Origin of the sequence: uncultured Fibrobacter sp. (genome assembly GCF_937877005.1) — a bacterium.
Classification (GTDB): domain Bacteria; phylum Fibrobacterota; class Fibrobacteria; order Fibrobacterales; family Fibrobacteraceae; genus Fibrobacter.
Map to the genome: position 1 here is coordinate 1 of NZ_CALEFV010000064.1, position 3267 is coordinate 3267.

4 protein-coding genes are annotated in these 3267 nt (G+C 48.8%); 1 reads left to right on the forward strand and 3 read right to left on the reverse strand.

Annotation, left to right across the window (positions count from 1 at the left end; genetic code table 11):
* The first annotated feature begins 267 nt into the window (after nucleotides 1-267).
* Nucleotides 268-1020: a leucine-rich repeat domain-containing protein gene (locus tag Q0628_RS03645; protein WP_298768246.1), complete on the forward strand. Its 753-nt coding sequence runs from the start codon at nucleotides 268-270 to the stop codon at nucleotides 1018-1020.
* A gap of 105 nt (nucleotides 1021-1125) precedes the next feature.
* Here Q0628_RS03645 and Q0628_RS03650 read toward each other — a convergent pair whose 3' ends face one another.
* Genes Q0628_RS03650 through Q0628_RS03660 form a run of 3 tightly spaced genes read right to left on the reverse strand, consistent with a single transcriptional unit; the run spans nucleotide 1126 to nucleotide 3238 of the window.
* Nucleotides 1126-1584, reverse strand: a complete 459-nt coding sequence (locus tag Q0628_RS03650) for a hypothetical protein (RefSeq protein ID WP_298768248.1) — start codon at nucleotides 1582-1584, stop codon at nucleotides 1126-1128.
* Nucleotides 1581-2732 (reverse strand): glycosyltransferase family 2 protein, encoded by a 1152-nt coding sequence (locus Q0628_RS03655; RefSeq protein WP_298768250.1) that lies wholly within the window; start codon nucleotides 2730-2732, stop codon nucleotides 1581-1583. Before Q0628_RS03655 ends, Q0628_RS03650 begins: the two co-directional genes overlap by 4 nt.
* Nucleotides 2729-3238, reverse strand: coding sequence for a DUF255 domain-containing protein (locus tag Q0628_RS03660; protein ID WP_298768252.1), 510 nt, complete (start codon nucleotides 3236-3238; stop codon nucleotides 2729-2731). Before Q0628_RS03660 ends, Q0628_RS03655 begins: the two co-directional genes overlap by 4 nt.
* Between the last annotated feature and the right edge of the window lie 29 nt (nucleotides 3239-3267).

Below are 3267 nucleotides of genomic sequence, written 5' to 3' on the forward strand. Positions count from 1 at the left end.
ATTTTTTCCTCAGTTTTGTTATTTACAATAGCAAAATGCGGGTGCAAACAGGGGCACCTTTTATAATACTATCATATTTGTATCCTAAAAATAGCATCAAAACACCCTTTTGAGCAAGTTAAAGACAATTTTTTTCATTTTTTTTCATTAATGCCCCCTATTTATAGTGAACATTTGTGTAAAAATCATACTTTTTTACTTTTTTTGTAGAATGTTTCATCTTTTCGGGACAAAAATGCTATGATTTACACTATAGGAGATGTTCCCATGAACTTGTTAGACATTATTCATAAAGCTAAAGCCGAAAAAGCCACCTCGTTAGACCTTTCCCAAAAAGAACTGAGAATTCTTCCTCAGGAACTTTTCGAACTGGAAGACCTCGAAGAGCTAATCCTCGACCGTAACATGCTCGTGGAACTTCCCGACGACATTTGCAAGCTGAAAAAGCTCAAAAAACTGTCCGTAAGCGAAAACGACCTGATGGAACTTCCTGAAACCATTGGCGAACTTACAAATCTTGAACACCTGTACCTGGGCTACAACAGCCTGTCCGAACTTCCGGATTCCGTCGGCAACCTCAAAAAGCTCGAAACGGTGAATATTGCCAAGAACCAGCTTTTGGACCTCACCCTCGAAGTCGGCAAGTGGGAAAACGTCACCAAGCTTAGTCTCCATGACAACATGCTCTCCGAAGTCCCGGCAACACTCGGAAAGCTTAAAAAGCTCCGCAAACTCTACCTCGACAACAACGACCTGACCAGTATTCCGGCCACCCTCGGCCATCTGGAATCGCTCGAAGTCCTGATGGTGTCGGGCAACAACCTTGGCGCAATCCCCTCGGAATTATCGAACCTGAAAAAGCTCAAGGAACTGGTACTCGATGCAAACCAGCTCGCCACCCTCCCCGAAAGCCTCGCCGAATGCGAAAGTCTCGAAACCATTTCTGTGGTAGAAAACCCCCTAGAAGGCGGAATTCCGCGCGTGCTTTTGGACAAGAAGGGACTGAGCATCGATCAGTAAGCGCCAAAGGCGCAATGTGGAATGTGAGCGACTGCGTCGCAATGTGAAGTGTGTAATGACTAATGAAAAAACTCCACATTTCACATTACACATTACTCATCGTCTTTACAATTCTACTAATATGCCGGCTTGCACGTAGGCGTAGCCTTTGCCTTCGTGATCAAGGAACTGGTAGCCGCCCATCAACATAATTGACGAATAGTCGCCGTTCTTGATATCGAAACCACCGCCGGCACGCCAGAACATCTGGTGTTTCGAGCCAAAAAGGTACCCCCAGTCGCCGGTTGCTACCGGAAGAGTGCGTGACCCGATCGGAAGCCTAATCCAGACGCTTCCCGAAACAGGAATCAGGCTCACATTGTCAATTTCCTGGTAACCCGATCCCACGCCAAAGAATAGCATTTGGTCGATCGGATACCACCAATGTCCATACACGTTCAAGTTGAAATTCTTGATTTCGCTGACATGGTTCACCACTCCACCCTGTATATCCATGGTAAAGGCGTTCGCCGGAATGGCGGCAAACGCTAACGCAAACAGGAAGGCCGAGAAAAACTTTTTCATTCGTCGCTCCTTGCCTCGCGAGCCCAGCCACCGCTCTTTTCGCGTTTGAAGGCCATGAAGAACCCCTTGAGCATCGCATAGTTCATTGAAAGGAAGTAGTAGCCGCTGGGCACAATCCTGAAGAGAGCGACCAAGAAAGCGACCGTCATTGCACCAAAGAATACCTGGTAGAAAAGTCCACTAGTGAGCAAACAAGCATTGGCTACATACAAAAGAATCAAAATGTGCGGCGAGAACCAGCGCAGAATCTTATGGGAAAAGAACAAGTACGCAAGCAGAGGGTGTAGCGGATTCAGTAAGGGCAAGTAAGAGAACAGGTAGTTGAAGTTTGCACGGCCGATGCGCACCTTGCGGCGAAACTCGCCGCTTGACTCCTTGGAAGTCTGTTCCGTACCGATGGCACTTGTAACAAAAGTACAGTAGTAGCCCTTTTCAAGAACCTTGGTCGTCACAAAGAAGTCGTCCATCACACTCTTCTTGACAGGCAGTTCCGTATACAGTTCTCGGCGAATGGCGTACAGTGCGCCGTTACCGCCAATGAGCATATCGAGCACGCCTTCAAACTTTTTGATTTCCGATTCCAAATCCCAGTAGGAACTTTCACCGCGGCCAAGCGTTGAACCACTCTTGTCCGAAAGAATCAGGTGTCCGCAGGCACAACCAATCTTAGCGTCCTGGAACGGAATCACCAGCTTGCGCACCACATTCGGGAAAAACATCGTGTTTGCATCGCAGAAAAGCAGGATGTCGTTCTTTGCAATTTTGTTTAAGCGGTTGAGCATGGCTGCCTTGCCCGCATTCTTCGGGGCCTTCACCAGCGTAATGCCCTGGTCCGCATAGCGGGCGACAATTTCGGCAGTCCTATCTGCGGAGCCGTCGTCGCCAATCAGCACTTCAAGCTTATCCTTGGGATAATCCAGCTCCAGGATATTTTGAATCTTGCGCTCAATGACAGCTTCTTCGTTGTATGCCGAAATCAGAATGGAGACCGTCGGGAGATCCACATCGCCCTGTTCCGGAGACTTGCGACGCTTGAAGATTTCACTCACGAACGGGAGCGTCATCGGGAACAGCAGGTAGCAGTGCACCAGCAAAAAGAGCAGCAACCAAAAAGCGACCTGGATGTAAAACAGAGCCTGTTCGTTCATCGAGAAATCCACTCCTTTTCCTTTTCAAGAAACTGGTACAGCATATACCGCAACTCTTCGGGCGACATGGAATCCGTCACCGTCAAGATGCTCATGCCCTTGGGGGCGACTAGCACAAATGCCGGGAGGGCATGCAGCTCCCATACATCAAAATAGCAACGTTGCACCGTATTTTTTTTGCCGTCGCACACGATGGAGTCCTGAGAATCGGCATCAAGCTTCACTGCATAGAACTTCGTATTCAAAATGGACGCTACCGTCGGATTGTTGTAGACATTCGCATCCATGATGCGGCAGGGTACGCACCAGTCCGCATACAGGTCCACAAAAATCAGTCTCGGTTCCGTTTTTGCCTTTTCAAGGGCGGCACCGTAGTCCATCCATTGCACCAGGGATTTAGGCTCGTCCTTCTGCGCGACAGGCGCATTCTTGGCAGGCACCGAAACGGCAAAAGATAACGCCAGCAGGACAAGCGACAGGTGTAGGATCTTCTTCAGACTAGGCATCAGTCGTCGCCCCCCTTCTCCGAAGAGGT